Below are 19,258 nucleotides of genomic sequence, written 5' to 3' on the forward strand. Positions count from 1 at the left end.
TATAATGTGTTTTCTTATCCAATAAAAATAAAACAAGCGACTAATCACTAGCCGCTTGCACACTCAGTAGAATATTATTTTTCAGAATTTATATGCAACTTAGTCTTTATCCAGAAACAATATCTACTTTATCTTATCTATTAATAATCTGTATTTTGAGGATCAAAATTTGTCCATCCCTTCAACCAGTTATCTGCATCTGCATCACTTTTGAATGCACCTACATAATCAACTTTATCGAAGCCCGATTGCAATAAAGCATCAGTAAATGAAGCTGCACCCAATAAAGGACTACCTGTTGTAGGTCCCCAATTTGGACTAGCTGACAGACTATTAGGTTGTTTTAATTTCAAGTCCGAGATATTAGCCAACACTTTATTACCCGTTTGAGCTACAAAATAAGTGTGAGAGAACGATTGAGCATCGGTCATATCCACTCCATTTGTAGAATATTTATCTACCAAGCTATTGTTTACATCCGATCCCACAACTCCCATTTGAGCAAAGAATACATTATGAATCTTTAATGTACCATTTGTGGCCAAGCTTTGAGTATTTCCTTTTTGATTATCCAACAGAAGTCCTACGGGGAAGCCCATCGCCACAGAGTTAAAGCAACTCAACTGAGAATAACGTCTGATTTGCATAGCAGCTTGAAACAATCCTGTTTTTGAGTTATTATTAGGTCTGTAGTTTCCGGCATTAAGATACTCCAATGTATTCACGAAGTCTGCGGCCTGACCTATCGGACCAACCAAAGTTACATTACTAAATACTGTTGAAGTTTTAGGTGTACCAGCCGTACCTGAAGCATTGTTATCAGATTCAAAACCATTTGATAAAGATGTATCAGCAATCTTAGGGTGACGCACAGCCAAGAGATATTGCAACTTTCCGGAGAAACCATAGTCTGTATCAAAATCGTCATCCCATCCATGATACGCCACTAAATATTTAGCATTAACTGATCCTCCAAACCATTCGTAAGAATCGTCATTTGAATAAGAAACCTGTAAGTGATCTACTTTAGTACCACTACCTACAGCCCCAAAAGTAATACCATTTATTTCTTTGTTTTCTTCGAAAGGATATCCGGCAAACTCAACACGTACATAGCTTAATACTCCTGAATTATCAGCATCATTTTCGCCTCCATATTTTGTTCTTGGTCCACCTTCTATCTGAAGCAGGCCACCGTTATTGGTCTTTGCATTACCACAAATAATAAGTCCGCCCCAGTCTCCCGGTTTACGGCTTCCTTTTGCCTGAGCTGATGTAAATACAATAGGCTCACTTGCCGTGCCCTGTGCATAAATTTTAGCACCTGGTTCGATAATCAAACTTGCCGTCGTTGCCTTATCTCCTTTAATAATGGTTCCCGGCTTAAATGTTACTGAAGCACCCTTGACTACATATACCCAACCTTTTAGTGTATATGTTCCTTTTTCGAAAACCGTATCTTTTTTTATCTCATAGCCGGTTGTACTTCCATCTCCAATCACTCCAACAACAGGTACTGGATTAGGTTCGGTAGGTGAACTGTCATCACTACTACAATTCGTAAAGAGCATGATGCTACTTGCTATCAATGCTAAATTAGATAATTTGAAAAATTTCATTGTGTAAATATTTAAAAATTAAGTTACTAACGTTATTCATTTCGTGTTTTGAAAAATATAATTTAAAGTAGTTATTTTACTTACAGAGATATCAGAAGAACTGATCTCTTAAAAATTGAACTTAGCCGAAAGGCTTATATTCTGTCCCGGATTGAATCTTCTAGTCGTTTGTTCTCTCTCGTGTAATACTCCAGCATCATCTATAAACTTTGGAAACTGTTTATAAAGAACATCCTGAGAAAATATATCTTTAACAGCTGCTGCAATCTCCAATTGTTTCCCTATTCGTTTAGTTACAGTAAAATCAAGTACATTTCGAGGCATTTCATACATATCGGGTATATCGTCGTTAACTGTACTATTTTCGCTTTTACTCTTTAGCCCAATACCTACAATACGCTTTCCAATTATATTATACATAAGACCGGCAGTTAGTTGTAATGACTCGCTTTGATAAAAGAAACCTGCATTCACAAGGAAGGGTGATTGTCCTTGTAACGGACGTTCGTCCTCTGTGCTATTTTCATCGAATTTGACTTTACTCTTTATCAATGATCCATTAATAACAGCAGAGAAATCTTTCAGCCCAATAAAATCAAGTCGTTTTTTCAGATCAATTTCAACTCCTAGATTTTGTCCCGACAAAGCATTTTCGAACGTAAATATTCGGCTTCCTCCGCCCGTATTTATAAAAGTCCACTCAATCGGATTCTCGAAATGTTTATAGAAAAGCGCCACAGACACCAACTCCCCAGAGGATGGATATAACTCGTATCTCAAATCCATATTCTGAATATAAGCTGCTTTCAAATTGGGGTTACCTTGTATTCTGTTGAAGAGGTCGAAGTCATAAAATGATGCGGGAGAAACTTCTCTAAATTCAGGTCGATTGATTGACATCCCATAGGCAAATCGAAGAATATTTGATTTATCTAGATTATAACTCACATTTAATGATGGAAAAACATCTGTTGTTTTATATTCCGAATCTTTGGTTTCAAAACCCACCGGCGATATAAAGTTGGTCAACGTCATAATATCATGTTCGAAACGTGCACCTGCATAAATATTAAACTTCTTATAAGGTATATTGATCGCCAGATAAGCTGCCAGAAGTTTATTATTCCCATCATAACTATCGACATTATTAGTAGATTCGTTAATGTACAGTCTATTTGCTCCAAAATTTTCAGGAATAAGAATATCCTTCACAACATCTCCAAAGCGGAAACTATAAGGAAAATAATCTTCATTGTATAAAAAGTCAAAGTCTCGAGTATTATAGTCCTTCACTTTATACTCACCATAAAAACCTCCTTTTAAGGTTGAAGTAATAGATGAGTTAATTTTCAGATCGTGCGAATAATTTGCTGCTGCATTATATGTATATTCACTTAAGTCTATAAAATTTCGTTCAATGTCAGCCTGAGAGATGTACATCTGACCATTAAATGGGTCTTCCGCAGTAGAAGCATTTTCGGTACGATTAATCATTCTTCGATCCGGCTGATTCTTATTAGCATAAGAGAAGCCCAAAGTCCAATCTAATTTATCAGCAAAAGGCAGAGTATGTTTTCCGGTAAACTGCCCCGAATAAGTAGTTCTACTTGAATATAAATACTCTTCTCTCTCTTGTCTTTTCGAACGACCGCTTGTATAATCCGTTCCTTCACGAAATGTATAACGATCTTGACCTAACTGATTGAAGATATTCTGAAATTCATAGTGATTATCCTTATTCGAAATAAAAGACAAGTTAACCATTGCTCCCAATCGGGCATTTGTGTTATACTGATTATCACTATAATCGTTATCTAATTCTGTTTTATCTGATATATCATTATACACCTCATACTGAGCATTTCTCATATTCATCAGTGTACGACTGGTGTAACTGTAATTCACGGCACTCGTCAATCCCCATTGTTGTCCGCCCTCCGTATTAATACGTCTGCTCATGGCAAAGGAGAATCTCTGATCAGGCAAAGGACTCTTTGTCTTTATTGCCCAATTATTATTGAATCCATTCTTAGTTACAGCATCTATCATTTCGGTATTATCAGCATCAAGCCTGAATGGAACAATATTTCTTAAACTTCGGTGTCCGTTATCGAATCCAAGGAAATCCGTCGAACTTCCGGGATTGTATTTAAAATCTTCAAATTGCGTTTGAGCGTTAAATCCAGTTCCGTAACTAATCTCCATCGAATTTTCACTCGGAATTCCTTTAGTTGCTACCTTAACAAAACCTCCTGAGAAATCGGCTGGTAATTCGGGCTGTGGCGATTTAACTATCATAATATTTTCAATCTGAGAACTAGGAATCAAATCGAAAGAAAAAGACCGACTATCAGCTTCCGAACTCGGTGTAGCACTATTGTTGATCCATACATTATTGTATCGCTGAGATAATCCTCGGGCTACAATAAATTTGTTATCCATAATTGAGATTCCGGGAATTCTTCGTATAACTTCTGAAGCATCCCTATCCTGATTTCTAGATATTTGCTGTGATGACACTCCACTAACAATTCCATTCGCATTTTTCATAGAGTTAAGTAACGACACCTCCGAATTAATTCTTGCCATGGCTACCACAACAACTTCGTTCAAGGCATTAAGAGATTCCTGCATAGGAATATTAAGGTTTGTTACCTCTCCTCTCTTTACTTCTACATCTGTTACTTCCAAGGCACTATATGAGAGATACGACGCTACAACAGTATGCTTGCCGGCTCCTACATTTAGTTCATAATTACCATCTGCATCGCTCATCACTCCTTGTGTTGTATTTTTTATCGAAACGGCCACTCCGGGTAAGGTTTCACCAGTTTTGGCATCTGTCACAATTCCCCTAATGGAGGTTTGCGAAAACAATACATTTGCAACAAGTAGAGCGAACACTGTTAAGGTCAATTTTAATACGTAATTCTTTTCTTCTGAAATAAGATAATCTTGATTGTGCATATAAATTCTAATTTTCTCTACACAAATCACTCGCTTTATTGTTACAGAGCAGCATCAAAAGAGATAAGGTTAGGTAACAAAATCATTACTTTTTTATGACAGAATTTACAAGAAAACCCAAAACAGGATAACAATGTGTCGATCTAAATACTTTTAACTGATAAATCTTACATTTTAGAACATTTTCAGGTCATTCGATCCAACTTATTCCTCTTCTTGTATGAAATAGAATTATAGAAAGGCTTATCTTTATGCCTTGAAAAGTTTAAGACCTCAGACCTTTTTATTGATTTGGTAGATAAAACAAACCTAAAAGGTTACAGCCTGAGATAGACTAGCAAATACTTACTATTACTTGGTATTTGATCAATCGAATGACGTTGAAATAAACATTTTACTGTACTTATTATGCCTCAACAACTAGAAAACGCCATAAAAACATTATCTCAAAAGGGATACTTGGATATGGAAATTCCGAAAGGAATAGATTTGATAGCAGAAATAAATAAACTGCGTAAAGAAAAAAATGCAATTATACTAGCCCATTATTACCAAACAGGCGATATTCAAGATATAGCCGACTATTTGGGCGACAGTTTACAATTAGCAAGAGCTGCCGAGAAAACAGATGCTGATATGATTGTATTTTGTGGTGTTCATTTTATGGCTGAGACTGCAAAAATCGTAAACCCTACGAAAAAAGTAGTTCTACCCGATACTTTGGCCGGATGCTCTTTAGCCGACTCTTGCTCGGGTGAAGGTCTTAGAGAAATGAGAAAGCAATATCCCAATGCAATAGTAATAAGCTACATCAATTGCGATTCGACAGTAAAAGCAGAGAGTGACATTATAGTAACCTCATCTAATGCCGAGCATATTATAAATGCACTGCCCCTAGATCAGGAAATAATATTTGCACCCGATAAAAACCTTGGAGCTTACCTTAACCAAGTAACAGGTCGGAAAATGATTCTGTGGAATGGAGCCTGTTATGTACACGAAGCTTTTTCGTTAGAAAGAATTGCTCAGCAAATGCTTGACAATCCTAAAGCTAAATTGATAGCTCACCCCGAAGCAAAAGCACCTCTTCTGAAAGTAGCCAGCTATGTCGGCTCTACCTCCAACCTGCTCAATTATGTAGTAGAAGATAGCGGTACCGAATATATTGTTGCCACCGAAGAAGGTATTCTACACGAAATGCAGAAGAAAGCGCCTAATAAAAAGCTGATTCCTGCATTAGTAAATGACAAGAGTTGTAATTGTGGAGAATGTGCATTTATGAAACTCAATACCATGCAAAAACTATACTTGTGCATGAAGTATGAGTTACCCGAAATAACATTGGATGAAGATTTACGCATAAAAGCCCTTCAACCAATCAATAGAATGCTTGAAATGTCAAAAGCCATTAAGTAAGGAGGTCATAGACCTCTTTTATTGCTTTACAATTATAATAACCGAAGGTAGTTATAACATTTAAAAAGATGATTTACACAGATATCTTAGTTATCGGATCGGGTATATCAGGATTGTCTTATGCTCTGAAAGTAGCACAAGAAAGACCTGACGCCACAATTACAATAATAACTAAATCGGACGACGAAGAGTCCAACACCAAATATGCACAGGGCGGAGTTGCAGTAGTAACTAACTTCGAAACAGATAGCTTCGAAAAACACATCGAAGACACCCTAAGAGCAGGTGGTGGATTATGTAATCGGGAAGTTGTAGAAATTGTAATAAAGGAAGGGCCTCAACGAATCAAAGAAATTATTGATTGGGGCGTTAACTTCGACAAAAATAGCAGCAACACTTACGATTTAGGCAGAGAGGGTGGCCATACCGAAAACAGAGTTATACATCATAAAGATATAACCGGAGCCGAGATTGAAAGAGCATTATTAGATGCTATCAATAAACTAGAGAATACCCAACTACTGAATCATCATTATGTAATTGACCTCATTACCGAGCATCATATTCCTAATGAACCATTCGATAAATACAGCCTCAATTGTTATGGAGCCTATGTTCTTGACCTAAAAACACAGCAGGTCAAAAAAATGTCGGCAAAAATAACATTAATGGCGACAGGAGGATGTGGGCATGTATATAAAAACACCACCAATCCTACCATTGCAACAGGAGACGGCATAGGTCTAGCCCATCGGGCAAAGGCTAAGATAAGCAATATGCAGTTTATCCAATTTCATCCTACAGCATTTTACAGTAATCGCCCCGGACAATTGTCTTTAATTTCGGAAGCAGTAAGAGGTTTCGGAGCAAAATTGCGTACTGCCTCGGGAGAACCTTTTATGCATAAATACGACGAAAGAGAAGAACTTGCATCGCGTGACATTGTGGCAAGAGCCATAGACAGCGAAATGAAATTACGAGGAGACGACTTTGTATGTCTCGATTGCAGATCTCTTAACAGAGAAGAATTTTTGAAACACTTCCCCAATATATATCAACAATGTATGGATGAAGGGTATGATATGTTTAAGGACTTAATACCCGTAGTACCAGCCAGTCATTACTTGTGTGGAGGCATCGATGTAGATACATTCGGACAAAGCACAATTAAGAATATGTTTGCTGTTGGCGAGTGTTCCAACACAGGACTACATGGTGCTAACCGTTTAGCCTCAAATTCTTTATTGGAAGCATTGGTATTTGGACACCGTGCAGCCATAAAAACAGTGGAACGCTTAAATGAAGATAAATTCAATTACATCAACCTCAATAAAGTTCCCGAATGGGATGAAAAGGGATTGAAAGTAAACGAAGAAATGGTTCTTTTAAACTACCTACGTAAACAATTGCAAGTATTGATGAGCGACCTTGTAGGAATCGTACGCTCAAATAGTCGACTTGAATTGGCAAAGCAAAAAGAAGAAGAGATATACAGAGCAGTAAAAGAGATATACAATTTCTCTTTTCTGTCACCTCAACTATCAGAATTAAGAAACTTAGTAAGTGTAGCCTATCTGATCATCACACAAAGCATAGAGCAGAAAGAGAACAGAGGTGCATTTTACAACAAAAGCCTAGACAAAAAATGAACAGACCAATATACGTAACCAACGAAAGATTACAGCATTTTATTACCGAAGCTATCAAAGAAGACCTCGGTGATGGAGATCACTCTACACTAGCCAGTGTACCCAAACATTTGCAACAAAGAGCTAGACTTTTGGTGAAAGATGATTGTGTACTTGCAGGTGTTGAATTAGCTAAAGAAATCTTCCATCACTACGATAAGAATCTCAAAATAGAGGTATTCAAAAATGATGGAGACCAAGTTGTAAAAGGAGATGTTGCTCTAACCGTTGAGGGATCTGCGCGTTCTATCTTGAGTATGGAACGCTTCGTACTGAATTGCATGCAACGCATGAGTGGCATTGCCAGTAGTGCACGCGAGATGGCTTTACTTGTAGCAGATACCGATACTAAAATATTGGATACCAGAAAAACCACTCCAAATTTTCGCATGTGTGAAAAATGGGCAGTTTATATAGGTGGGGCAACCAATCACCGTTACGGATTGTATGATATGATTATGCTCAAAGATAATCACAACGACTATGCAGGAGGCATAACCAAGGCAGTTGCTTCAACGGTAAAATACTTACAAGAAAATAACAAATCGCTAAAAATAGAGGTCGAAACTCGAAACTTAGAGGAAGTAAAAGAAGCGCTTGCAAGCAATGCCGTAGACATTATCATGCTAGATAACATGAGCCTCGATCAGATGAGCGAAGCTGTAAAACTAATCGGCAATAAAGCTAAAACCGAAGCATCGGGAGGAATAACCAAAGAATCGGTACAAGCCATTGCTAAAACAGGTGTTAATTTTATATCATCCGGATCGATTATCTATTCTGCTCCCAATATTGATTTGAGTCTAAAAGCATTTTAATACTTAATACGTTCTTTGACTAAAAGAAAAGTGCCTGATATTTTCATACACTAAAGATGAATTTATTAGAAATTCTTTATATTTTTATCACGGAGTCTAAATATGTGTATCTTTGTACCCTTAGGTTTCGGATATTTTCACCGTACATTAAGTATAACTATAAGTGTTAGTTATAACTTTGCAGTAGGATATCAAACTCTAACTTTTATTTAAAGACCTCAAAACGTGATACTATTAGCAGAAAGCGGATCTACAAAAACAGAATGGTGCCTAGTAAATGATGATGGAATTATCGAACGTTATTTAACAGATGGTATAAATCCCTACTTTCAATCGAGAAGGGAGATTAGCCATATTGTGCGATTACAACTCCCTCCCGTATTTTTCAAACTAAAAGCGAACACTATTTATTTTTATGGTGCAGGCTGCTCTTCAACAGCAAAAAAAGATACTGTAAAAGCGTCCTTAGAAGCACAATTCAGAACACCAGCCATAGTAGAAAGTGACCTTATTGGCTCGGCGCGATCTCTTTTTGGCAATGAAAAGGGAATAGCATGTATCTTAGGAACAGGCTCTAATTCTTGCTTCTATGATGGAGATTCTATCATAAAGAATGTGAAACCTCTGGGATATATTTTAGGAGACGAAGGTAGTGGAGCTTCATTAGGGAAAGCTTTTTTAGCAGATTGCTTAAAAGGATTGGCTCCTGAAGAACTGTATGTTCCTTTTTTCGATAAATATGGAATTGACCCTGATCAGATATTAGACTATATCTATACCAAGCCTTCTCCTAACAAATTACTTTCTTTACTTTCAATTTTTCTTTACGAAAATCTTGATCATCCTTACGCTAAGGACTTAGTATATCAGAATCTGAAATCGTTTTTTGTGAGAAATATTCAACAATACGATTACAAAAACTATCCGGTACGTTTTGTTGGCTCTCTGGCTAATATGTATGCCTCTCTACTAAAACAAATTGCAAAAGAACTGAACGTCAAGATTGATCTTATTCTCGAGAATCCGATGAATGGACTTATAGCATATCATAAATCGAAAGGTAGATTATAAAAAAAGCAGATTCTTAATATTGAACCTGCTTCTTCTGATATATTGCTAGTCTGAAAATTATTCAGACGTCAAGTTTATCTTTCAAAAAATGCCCTGTGTGAGACTTAGCACACTTAGCTATCTGCTTAGGAGTACCTTCGCAAACCACTTTCCCGCCTTCTTTTCCGCCTTCGGGACCTATATCAATAATATGGTCGGCACATTTGATCACATCCATATTGTGCTCTATAATTATGACTGTATGCCCTCTGCCAATCAATGAATCAAAAGCTTTCAGTAAAGTTTTCACATCATGAAAATGGAGTCCGGTAGTAGGCTCATCAAAGATAAATAAAGTAGGCTCAGATTTTTCCTCTCCAAGATACGATGCCAGTTTTACCCGTTGGTTTTCCCCACCCGAAAGAGTAGATGAAGCCTGCCCCATCTTTATATATCCCAACCCTACTTCCTGAAGCGTTTTAAGTCTCTTCACGATCTTTTTCTCAGTGCTGCCTTTACCTTCTTCAAAGAATTCGATAGCCTGATCTACGGTCATCTCTAACACATCATGGATGCTTGCCCCACGATATTCAACCTCGAGTACTTCGGGTTTGAAACGCTTTCCTTTACATGCTTCACATTCGAGTGTAATATCAGCCATAAATTGCATTTCGATGGTGGTTTTACCATCTCCCTTACATTCTTCGCATCGACCTCCCTCTACGTTAAAAGAGAAGAAAGCAGGTGTAAAGCTCATTTGCTTTGCAAGTTGCTGATCAGCAAAAAGCTTTCTTATCTCATCGTACGCTTTTATGTATGTAACAGGATTGGAACGTGATGATCTTCCAATAGGATTCTGATCTACCATTTCGACGCTCTTAATCATCTTAAGATCGCCCACCAGTTCATTAAACTGAACGATACGATCGCTTGTTCCTTTATAATGTTTTTGAAGTGCATTGTAAAATACATCACAAACTAATGATGATTTTCCCGATCCGCTGACTCCTGTAACCACAGTCATCACATTCAAAGGAAACTTCACATCTATATTTTGAAGGTTATTTTGCCTTGCACCTTTTATCTCTATATAATTATTCCACTTACGAGGTTTCGTAGGTACGGCAATGGTTTCTTCCCCATTCAAATAACGTACGGTGTGGCTGTTACTATTCTTATCAAGATTAGCTAATGAACCTTGATAGACAAGCTCACCACCCAATCGTCCAGCTTGAGGACCTATATCAATAATATAATCAGCTGCACGAATTATTTCTTCATCATGCTCAACTACTACCACTGTATTACCTAAGCCTTGTAAATCGCGCAATACCTTTATCAGTAAATCTGTATCTCTGGAGTGTAAACCGATACTGGGCTCATCCAAGATATATAATGATCCTACTAAACTACTACCCAAAGAGGTTGCCAGATTAATACGCTGACTTTCTCCCCCCGATAAAGAATTTGATAGACGATTGAGAGTAAGATAACCCAAACCCACATTTAGTAAAAACTGTATTCGGCTGCGAATTTCGGTAAGTAATCGTTTCCCTACGGCAGCATCAGTTTCATCCAATTCAAGTTGACTGAAAAAATCTTTCAAATCAGCAACGGGCATCAATACTAAATCAGCAATCGACTTTCCTCCTATCTTTACATATATTGCCTGAGGTTTCAAACGTGAACCTTTACAAGTGGGACAGGTAGTTTTTCCACGATAGCGAGCCAACATAACACGATATTGTATCTTATATTGGTTCTCTTCGAGCATTTTAAAAAAGGCATCAATACCCATTACACCGGGTGCACCGTGCCAAAGCAGATCTTTTTCTTTTTCGGTCAATTTAAAGTAAGGACGATGGATTGGAAAATCACGGTTAGCAGTTGAATGTATAAATTCATTCTTCCACTCACTCATTTTCTCTCCTTTCCAACAAAAAACAGCATCGTCGTATATCGATAGTCCTTTATTAGGAATAACGAGATCTTCATCAATTCCCAAAACCTGACCAAATCCTTCACATTGTGGACATGCTCCGACTGGGCTATTGAAACTGAACATCATATCGGTTGGCTCTTCAAACTGAACTCCATCTGCTTCGAAGCGTTTAGAATAATCAAAACTTTCGATACCCGATTCTACATAATATCTTATTGTACACTCACCTTCTCCCTCAAAGAATGCAGTTTCTACCGATTCTGAGAATCTATTTAAGGTAGCTTTATCAGCCGATGTAGACAAACGATCTATAACCAATAAAACCTGAGAGGGATCAAGAGCTTCTTTCGATTCCAACAAATCATCTATACGAATAAATTCGCCTTTCGATTCAACACGCGAGAACCCTTCTTTTTGAAGTATATCTAATTGTTCCTCCATCTTACGATTCTCACGTAAGATAATTTTAGAAAGAACAACCAATCGTGTACCTTCAGGATAAGTCAGCATCTTATCAGTAATATCTTTTACCTGATGTTTTTTAACGACTTCATTCGAAATAGGTGATATGGTTTTACCTATACGTGCAAATAACAAACGCAGGTATTCGTATATTTCGGTAGATGTTCCAACAGTTGATCGGGGATTGCGTGAACTCACTTTTTGCTCGATAGCTATAGCAGGTGGAATACCTTTTATATAGTCGCATTCGGGCTTGTTCATCCGTCCCAAAAACTGACGGGCATAAGATGATAAACTTTCTACATAACGCCTTTGTCCTTCGGCATAAAGTGTATCGAAAGCTAAGGAGGATTTACCAGATCCCGAAAGTCCGGTGATAACAACGAACTTATTACGAGGAATTTCGACATCAATATTTTTTAGGTTATTGACTCTTGCTCCTTTTATGAGTATATTTTTTTCTTCAGACATGTGTTTATTTTTGGAGGCACAAAGGTACAAAAAATAGATAGCATTTATCCTGCAAACAATATCACTTTAGTATTTGTTTATATACAGTACGAAGTATTTAAGGTATCAAAAGCTTTTTATTGCTTGTACTAAAATGGCTAGTCACAAGTAGTTTTAATCTTAAAATATATCATTCATATTTTTATTCACTTAATAAGTTTATAGTATGGGATTTATCTGGTCAATTATAATTGGTATTCTTGCCGGTTTTTTAGCAGGGAAAATATTCAAAGGAAAAGGATTCGGTTTAATCGTCAACCTCATCGTGGGTGTTGTTGGTAGTGTATTAGGAGGATGGCTTTTTATTATTCTCGGACTTAGTGCGAATGGCATTATAGGGAATCTTATAATGTCTACAATAGGAGCTCTGCTACTCCTCTGGATAATATCCCTAATCAAAAAGAAATAAGCAATTACCTGAAAATAAAATAACCGTCACTCGTTTTTACTAGTGGCGGTTATTCTTTATATTATTCGTAAATATTTTCTTTTCAGATCAGAGGCATTCCTAGTTTTTGCGCTTCCTTACGCATATCTTCCGGCCATATACCAGCTTGTATCTCACCGATATGCCCTTTGCGAAGGAAAAACATACAAAGGCGTGATTGCCCGATACCTCCACCTATTGACAAAGGCAATGATCCTTCAATCAATCGTTTGTGAAAATATAAGTCTTTCTTAGACTCTTGTCCTTTGATTTTTAGTTGTTCCAATAAAACTTCTTTATTGACACGAATACCCATAGAGGATAATTCCATCGCACGTCCCAATACAGGATTCCAAACAATAAGATCACCATTTAGTCCTCTGTATCCACTTTCATCCAGAGTAGTCCAATCATCGTAATCAGGTGCACGTCCATCATGCTGCTCGCCGCTGCTCAACACACCGCCGATACCCATAATAAATACAGCTCCGTATTCTTTTGCTATTTCGTCTTCTCTTTCTTTAGCCGTCAGATTAGGATAGAGTTGCAGTAATTCTTCGGAATGAATAAATTTAATCTCATTCGAAAGAATCGGCTTAATCTGAGGAAACATTTCATAAACCAAAAATTCGGTACGAACCAAAGCCGCATAAATGCGTCTTACAATTCCTTTCAAAAATTCAATATTACGGTTATGTGGACATATTGCCATTTCCCAATCCCACTGATCTACATATAGAGAATGTAAATTACCTAATTCTTCGTCTGCACGAATAGCATTCATATCGGTATATATTCCATATCCGTCATTAATACCATAGTCGGCTAGCGTCAGTCGTTTCCACTTTGCCAAAGAATGTACAATTTCGGCATATTGGTCTCCCATATCTTTGATAGGAAAAGTCACTGCACGCTCTACTCCATTAAGATCGTCATTGATACCCATTCCCTTTAGTACAAATAAAGGAGCGGTAACTCTTCTTAGTCTAAGTTCGGAGGCTAGATTTTGTTGAAAAAAATCTTTTATTTGTTTTATACCTAACTCTGTTTGTTGCAGATCGAGCAAGGCATGGTATTGACTTGGTTTTATTAAGTAACTCATATAAAGACAGCTTAGTGTTTGCTTTTTTATTAAACAATTGGCAAAGTTAACCTATTTGTGTTATCCTGAAAACATTTAAGCCTTTATTTTATACAAATTGACAAATTAAACAACATTTCACAAACAAAAATTCTATTTTAAGTCAAAATAATCTCTTTATTTATTTTGATTAAACCATTTTTTATTTATGAAAGGACAGTCCTTCTCACTCCGCTTTTTAGCTAAGGGATAGAAACTTGCCGCTTCGGAACAACGGTTTTCAGAAAAGGAGGGATAATTCTTCATATACCCCAGATTTGTGTTTTGAGGGACTACATAATCACTTATGTTAATTAAGACTTGAGTGTTGTTTATTTCATAATCACGAAAGATAGTACTTATACCCATCCCCTCTTGCCGGATGGTTTGCGTCTTTATTATATTACCTTCTATCCTATATGTTCCCCAAGAGGGATATTGGCAAAGATTAGATTGACCTCCATTCTCGAAGCAATCTTTCAGACCAGAAACATCACTTGTTGTTGCAATGGTAAATAGTCCGTCGGGATAAAACATAAAAACAGAGAAGAATGTAGAATCGCATTCTCTCTGAGCAACATAATACCCATCTATACTAATTAATGTATCTAAACCTGTATATTCTGCGATATACGGGTAAGTAAAATCTTTTGGCTTAATGGTTACACAGCCAGACAAGATAAAGACTAATACAAGTATCGTAAAACAAAATTTTCTCATATCATACAATAAAAGGCAAACCTCAATACAGAGTATAAGGTTGATAAGTACCAACTTGAAGGAACTGATTGCGATAATCTCCCGATTTGAAATCGCCGGTATCGAAGAATTTACGATGCCATAAGTTTTGTCTGAGATATCCACCCGTTTGATTATTTACGCCATAACGAAGTATCAGGTCTTTATTTGTATAACCGATATACATAGGACTTGATATTTGTTTTCCACCCATATATGTACCTTTTCTATTATAGGGAGAGGCATCCGTTATTCCGTTTATTTCGGTCGTATATACATTTGTTCCTACAATGAAGTGCTTGTATTGAAGTTCTAAAGCGGCTGTTCGGTATCTGTCATAAATAGTAAAGCCGGTAAATGGTAATGCCAAAATATCATCTTCAAACTTAAGACTAAAGTCATCCAATCTTAATCCTAAAATTCCAGAGACTTGTTTTCCTCCCTGATAATATTTATTGACAAAATAGGATGCTCCGTATTTACCATCATCATATTCTACTCCTGCAAAAGTAGTACCTAATCCGAATCTCTCTTTAGCTTTATAAGCATCTAATCCGGTAGTGAGAGTCCAATCCCCTATATTTTTCGAAACAGTTAATGAACCTCCTAAACGAAAGCCATTGCGATCAACCGCCCCAGCAGTAAACATAGCAACTATGGAAACTATAACCTCGAAGCCATTATTTCTGTTTGAATCTAAAATATAAAGCGAGTTATAGTCATTCTTATGAAACATGCTTTGACACTGCACTCTTGGCACAATGCTAAACAAAAGAATAAATAAACTGATAAAGTAGTAGTGCATAGTTAGATCAGATCAAAAGACTTATTCTACTTCAATCACATTACCCAATGTTATATAACAAACAAACCCTTTTACATTATTATAACCCATCTTTTTAATCTGAGTCATGTAATTCTTAACTTGTTTGAGGTATTTTTTTTCTTCTTTTTCCCCAAATTTATAATCGATTACTACCACCTCACCCGATTTCATCATTACCCTATCGGGACGAATAAATGTACCGTTGGGTTGTAGTATTTCCACTTCATTCAATACTTTATATTCTACCGAATACCAAGGTGCAATCTGAGGATTAGCTAAATAATCATTCAAAAGTAAAGAAATCTTGTCTCTTTCCTCTTCTGTTATTTCGCCCGATAGCTGATAGGTTTCTACTACTTTATCCAGATCATCTAAGGACGTTACCTTACTTACTATTTCGTGCATAAGGGTTCCATACTCACGTTGTCCGTTTTCGGAAAAGAAGTACTTATTGTTTAATCTTAGTTTAAGCCTGTCATCAAAAGAAATACTTGCTAATACACCGATACTGACTTCGTTTTCCGAAAGTGTATCAGCACCTCTTTTCGAAAGTGCATCTCCTTTGCTTTCACCTAATTCGAAACAATCGGATTCTTGATTCATAGACTCTTCTAATGATACAAAAGTTTTCCCCTCCTGAGGTTTTGCTTCGGCATGAACACAAGCCCAAAGAAGTGACGATATAGAGTTAATTCCCTTTTGCTTGTCTTTAGGCTTAGGTGAAAATATAATTAAATCATTCTTAGCACGAGTAAGAGCCACATACAACACATTGAAATTGTCGATAAAAGCATGTAGTTTCTCATCAAAATACTCATAGGCAAAGATGGTGTTCTTAAGCTTCTGAGAGTATTTCACGGGAACTAGCTGCAAGCGGTTAAAGGGCTCGAATCGAGGTTGACACCAGAGTATAATAGGCATCTTATGATCTATATCCCAATGACCGAAAGGTAGAAGTACGACTTCGAAACCCAGACCTTTCGACTTATGGATAGTCATAATACGTATAGCATCCTGCCCATCAGGGGTAAATATAGTTTTGGTTTGTCCGCTTTCGTCCCACCATTGCAGAAAGGAATCGAGATCAGAAGAGTGTTTCACCGAAAAATCGAGAACCATATCCATAAATGCTTGAATATAGATATTCTCGTTGCTTTCCATAGCCTCTTTGAAAAGATCGAATATTTCTTCGGTCATTTCATAGAGAGGAAGTTCTTTTATACGATTCAGTTCAATAGAAACCTCTTCGGGAAAATCATCGGAGTTAGAAAGGTGTGTACAGATTGTTTCTTCTGCTGTTAGCTGATCTTTGAACTTGAAGTATTCATAGATAGCCAATGTCCTCAATGTAAAGTCAGAAGGGTTCCGCAAATATTTCAATAACGAAACAACAAGCTTTATACTTTTTGAATTCTTTATAAACAAAGCTTCATCCGAAATAATATCATATCTGTATTTCGAATCTTTCTGTAAATTTTTATATTCTAAAAGTCGGTTTGCCACTTCTGCTCCTTCTTTCTTGGTGCGTACGAGTATTGCAATGTCTTTTAGCGAATATCCTTTATCTTGAAGTTCTTCGATAGTATGAGGCAACTGATCCAATACATAAGCTTGCCAATTGCTATTTTCTTCGGTATCTATAAAATGAACTTTCACATGCCCCGAAAGGCTACCTTTCTTCTTTTCGGGAAGGTATTGATAAGAATCTTTATAAGCCCCCTCAATTCGAGTATATAATGGAGCTAAAGCTTCATCATAAGTTATATCATTCAGTCCTTCATTGTATAAGCTTTGCAATAATTTAGAACCTATTTCGAAAATAGCATTATTGAAGTTTATTACATTCTCGCCACTTCGCCAATTGGTATCAAGCGATTTATGAATAATACCATTGGTTTTAAAATCTATATCGAGTTGTTCATCCAAAAGCTTCCAATCCGAATTTCGCCAACGGTAGATACTTTGCTTTACATCGCCTACGATAAGATTCTTGTTTCCGGCAGAAAGACTATCTCTGACCAAGGGCAGAAAGTTTTTCCACTGCATATTAGATGTATCCTGAAACTCATCTATCATATAATGATCTACACGAGTGCCGACCTTTTCATACACAAACGGGGTATCAGTTCCCTCAATAATTTTGTTTAGCAATTCGGTAGTATCCGAAATTAGCATCACATTATTTTCGGCGGCATATTGTCTTACTTTTTTATCGACATCACCCAATATACCGAGTGTAAAAAAGTAACGGTTGATCTCGTAAGCAGTCTGATAGGTTGCCGAATTGTCGTAGTGTGCAATAATATCTGTCACACAATCGTTCAATCCATTACTAAATGCATCTTCTATTTTAGATTTTGCATCGGCAGGAGTAGTTTTGGTGTACCAACCCGATACATCATCGGGTAGTTTACGGAATGTATCGGTAGGTTCTTTTATTTCGCCTGTTGCCCACTTCAAGAAACTAAAGAAGGTCGAACGTGCTCCTCCTTTGAAATCTTCGGGACGAAGATCGAACCTAACCATTATATTGAGAGCCTTTTCGGCAATTTCTCTCGATCTTTTTTCGTATTGCTGAATATAGATTATCAGCGTTTTTTTATAATCGTCCAACAAAGCTTTATCGGCAATATCAGCTTGTATTTGATCACTGAAAGCTTTGTAAGTTTCTTTAAAAATCTCGGTGGATAACGATTGTATATCATTTCGGATATTCCAAGTCTCTCCACTCTCTATTTTCTCTTCCGAAAAACGTATCAACCAGTCAAGTAACTGCTCATTCTCGCTTTTTTCTAAGTCGTAAAGCATCGAGTCGATTGCTTCACCCAGAACTTTACCTGTATCCAGTTCGACATTGTAGCCTCCCCCTAAACCAATTTCGCGCGTAAAAGCACGCATGGTTTGTTGAAAAAAACGGTCGATAGTACTGATAGAAAAAGAAGAATAATCGTGAAGTATACTAATCAATATCTTTCGGGCTTGTGCCCTCACCCACTCTTCGGGTTTATTATATTTTTCTCTCAGACTCTTTACATAGTCTGATGGTTTATCAGAAGCCAACTTTGCAAGTTCCTCTATAATACGGCTTTTCATTTCCTCGGTAGCCTTATTGGTAAAAGTTACAGCAAGGATATGTTTGTATGAAAAAGGGGAAGAAAAAAGCAATAGAAGATACTCCTCTGTCAATCGGTGTGTTTTACCCGATCCGGCAGAAGCTTTATAAACAGTAAGGTTTGCACTATCAGATGATTCGTGCCTTAGCATATCCGTCTTTTTGTAAAAGCTCTAAAACTTTGGTTCTGAAATCGCCTTGAAGAAGGATTTCGCCGTCACGGGCAGAACCTCCCACTCCACAACGAGTTTTAAGTGATTTTGCTAAGTCCTGCAAATCATCGTCAGAGCCCACAAAATTAGTAATCAGAGTTACCGATTTACCTTTGCGGTTTCTCTTATCAAGCTCTATTCTCAGCAATTGTTTTTCTTTGGGTATAGCAACTACCTCTTCTTCGTCTTCCGAATCATATTTATAATCGGGGTTGGTCGAATAAACTACATTCAACCTGTCTTTCCAGTCATTATTAGTTTTCATAACAGCTAAATATATAAGTAATCAAGGTGTCAGACCTTTTATGATCCTTCGAAGTATAACAATATCTGTCAGTTACAACTTCGAAA

At 37.0% G+C, this 19,258-nt stretch carries 13 protein-coding genes; 5 read left to right on the top strand and 8 right to left on the bottom strand.

The window, feature by feature from the left end; translation table 11 throughout:
* Window positions 1-140: 140 nt before the first annotated feature.
* Window positions 141-1,619 carry a hypothetical protein gene (locus tag IR022_RS10485; RefSeq protein WP_194203658.1) on the bottom strand — a complete coding sequence of 493 codons (1,479 nt, stop codon included), beginning with the start codon at window positions 1,617-1,619 and terminating at the stop codon, window positions 141-143.
* A 108-nt stretch (window positions 1,620-1,727) separates the two neighbouring features.
* Window positions 1,728-4,586 carry a TonB-dependent receptor gene (locus IR022_RS10490; RefSeq protein WP_194203659.1) on the bottom strand — a complete coding sequence of 953 codons (2,859 nt, stop codon included), beginning with the start codon at window positions 4,584-4,586 and terminating at the stop codon, window positions 1,728-1,730.
* A gap of 408 nt (window positions 4,587-4,994) precedes the next feature.
* Between IR022_RS10490 and nadA the strand changes: the two genes are divergently transcribed.
* From nadA to IR022_RS10510, 4 genes are all read left to right on the top strand, one after another.
* A complete protein-coding gene (gene nadA, locus IR022_RS10495) occupies window positions 4,995-6,002 on the top strand; it encodes a quinolinate synthase NadA (RefSeq protein ID WP_050708493.1) in 1,008 nt (335 codons plus the stop codon).
* Window positions 6,003-6,070: 68 nt separating this feature from the next.
* Entirely contained in the window at window positions 6,071-7,651 is a 1,581-nt protein-coding gene (nadB, locus tag IR022_RS10500) for an L-aspartate oxidase (RefSeq protein ID WP_194203660.1), read from the top strand.
* Window positions 7,648-8,508 (top strand): carboxylating nicotinate-nucleotide diphosphorylase, encoded by an 861-nt coding sequence (gene nadC, locus IR022_RS10505; RefSeq protein ID WP_194203661.1) that lies wholly within the window; start codon window positions 7,648-7,650, stop codon window positions 8,506-8,508. The genes nadB and nadC overlap by 4 nt, the downstream gene beginning before the upstream one ends.
* Before the next feature lie 225 nt (window positions 8,509-8,733).
* On the top strand, window positions 8,734-9,579 hold the full coding sequence (locus IR022_RS10510) for a hypothetical protein (RefSeq protein WP_194203662.1): 846 nt from the start codon (window positions 8,734-8,736) through the stop codon (window positions 9,577-9,579).
* 61 nt (window positions 9,580-9,640) lie between these two features.
* On the opposite strand, the gene uvrA is transcribed toward IR022_RS10510, so the two are convergent.
* The gene (gene uvrA, locus IR022_RS10515; RefSeq protein ID WP_194203663.1) at window positions 9,641-12,433 is read right to left on the bottom strand and encodes an excinuclease ABC subunit UvrA; all 2,793 of its coding nucleotides are present in this window, start codon (window positions 12,431-12,433) and stop codon (window positions 9,641-9,643) included.
* A gap of 205 nt (window positions 12,434-12,638) precedes the next feature.
* On the opposite strand from uvrA, the gene IR022_RS10520 reads away from it, so the two are divergent.
* Window positions 12,639-12,881: a GlsB/YeaQ/YmgE family stress response membrane protein gene (locus IR022_RS10520; RefSeq protein ID WP_050708499.1), complete on the top strand. Its 243-nt coding sequence runs from the start codon at window positions 12,639-12,641 to the stop codon at window positions 12,879-12,881.
* An 82-nt stretch (window positions 12,882-12,963) separates the two neighbouring features.
* Here IR022_RS10520 and asnA read toward each other — a convergent pair whose 3' ends face one another.
* From asnA to IR022_RS10545, 5 genes are all read right to left on the bottom strand, one after another.
* Window positions 12,964-14,001 (bottom strand): aspartate--ammonia ligase, encoded by a 1,038-nt coding sequence (asnA, locus tag IR022_RS10525; RefSeq protein WP_194203664.1) that lies wholly within the window; start codon window positions 13,999-14,001, stop codon window positions 12,964-12,966.
* A 156-nt stretch (window positions 14,002-14,157) separates the two neighbouring features.
* Window positions 14,158-14,739 (bottom strand): hypothetical protein, encoded by a 582-nt coding sequence (locus IR022_RS10530; RefSeq protein ID WP_194203665.1) that lies wholly within the window; start codon window positions 14,737-14,739, stop codon window positions 14,158-14,160.
* A gap of 22 nt (window positions 14,740-14,761) precedes the next feature.
* Window positions 14,762-15,493, bottom strand: a complete 732-nt coding sequence (locus tag IR022_RS10535; RefSeq protein WP_194203666.1) for a polymorphic toxin type 23 domain-containing protein — start codon at window positions 15,491-15,493, stop codon at window positions 14,762-14,764.
* Window positions 15,494-15,583: 90 nt separating this feature from the next.
* On the bottom strand, window positions 15,584-18,847 hold the full coding sequence (locus tag IR022_RS10540; protein ID WP_194203667.1) for a UvrD-helicase domain-containing protein: 3,264 nt from the start codon (window positions 18,845-18,847) through the stop codon (window positions 15,584-15,586).
* Complete coding sequence (locus tag IR022_RS10545; protein ID WP_110311657.1) at window positions 18,825-19,172, bottom strand: translation initiation factor; 348 nt, start codon at window positions 19,170-19,172, stop codon at window positions 18,825-18,827. The genes IR022_RS10540 and IR022_RS10545 overlap by 23 nt, the downstream gene beginning before the upstream one ends.
* Window positions 19,173-19,258: the final 86 nt, after the last annotated feature.

It is taken from the genome of Dysgonomonas sp. GY617 (assembly GCF_015233815.1).
Lineage (GTDB): Bacteria > Bacteroidota > Bacteroidia > Bacteroidales > Dysgonomonadaceae > Dysgonomonas_A.